The organism is Colwellia meonggei, from assembly GCF_057537295.1.
Window position 1 is genome coordinate 1 of record NZ_BAAJLZ010000020.1, and the last position, 1,471, is coordinate 1,471.

The 1,471-nt window shown below is 49.9% G+C and carries 1 rRNA gene; it reads right to left on the minus strand.

Annotated features, from left to right (window positions below):
* Positions 1-107: 107 nt before the first annotated feature.
* Positions 108-1,471 (minus strand): 23S ribosomal RNA (locus AC27E9_RS19135); the annotation flags it as partial.

A 1,471-nucleotide genomic window follows, 5' to 3' on the forward strand; every position in this document is an offset into this window, starting at 1 on the left:
ATGAACGTTTTTATCGACGATATAAATACATGTCTTATTCAATTCACTGTGTGCGTGAAGTATTCTGTCAAACTTACCTACAATCTTTAAAACCACTTGGGTGTTGTATGGTTAAGCCTCACGGGTAATTAGTATTGGTTAGCTCAATGCCTCGCAGCACTTCCACACCCAACCTATCAACGTTGTAGTCTCCAACGACCCTTTAGGGAGCTTAAAGCTCCAGTGAGAACTCATCTCAAAGCCTGCTTCCCGCTTAGATGCTTTCAGCGGTTATCAGTTCCGAACGTAGCTACCGGGCAATGCTATTGGCATAACAACCCGAACACCAGCGGTTCGTCCACTCCGGTCCTCTCGTACTAGGAGCAGCCCTCTTCAATTCTCAAACGCCCACGGCAGATAGGGACCGAACTGTCTCACGACGTTCTAAACCCAGCTCGCGTACCACTTTAAATGGCGAACAGCCATACCCTTGGGACCGACTTCAGCCCCAGGATGTGATGAGCCGACATCGAGGTGCCAAACACCGCCGTCGATATGAACTCTTGGGCGGTATCAGCCTGTTATCCCCGGAGTACCTTTTATCCGTTGAGCGATGGCCCTTCCATACAGAACCACCGGATCACTATGACCTACTTTCGTACCTGCTCGACGTGTCTGTCTCGCAGTTAAGCTGGCTTATGCCATTGCACTAACCGTACGATGTCCGACCGTACTTAGCCAACCTTCGTGCTCCTCCGTTACTCTTTGGGAGGAGACCGCCCCAGTCAAACTACCCACCAGACAGTGTCCCCAAGCCCGATAAGGGCCCTAGGTTAGAACATCACGCATACAAGGGTGGTATTTCAAGGTTGGCTCCACCACATCTAGCGACGCGGTTTCAAAGCCTCCCACCTATCCTACACATGTAGGAGCAATGTTCACTGTCAAGCTATAGTAAAGGTTCACGGGGTCTTTCCGTCTAGCCGCGGGTATACGGCATCTTAACCGCAATTTCAATTTCACTGAGTCTCGGGTGGAGACAGTGTGGCCATGATTACGCCATTCGTGCAGGTCGGAACTTACCCGACAAGGAATTTCGCTACCTTAGGACCGTTATAGTTACGGCCGCCGTTTACCGGGGCTTCGATCATGAGCTTCGCAGAGCTAACCCAATCAATTAACCTTCCGGCACCGGGCAGGCGTCACACCGTATACGTCATCTTTCGATTTTGCACAGTGCTGTGTTTTTAATAAACAGTTCCAGCCACCTGGTTACTTCGACTCTCCTGTGCTTACTGCGTAAAGCATTCACACTAGAGAGCGTACCTTCTCCCGAAGTTACGGTACTATTTTGCCTAGTTCCTTCACCCGAGTTCTCTCAAGCGCCTTAGTATTCTCTACCTAACCACCTGTGTCGGTTTGGGGTACGGTTCCTATATATCTGAAGCTTAGAAGCTTTTCCTGGAAGCATGGCATCAATGACTTCAATTCC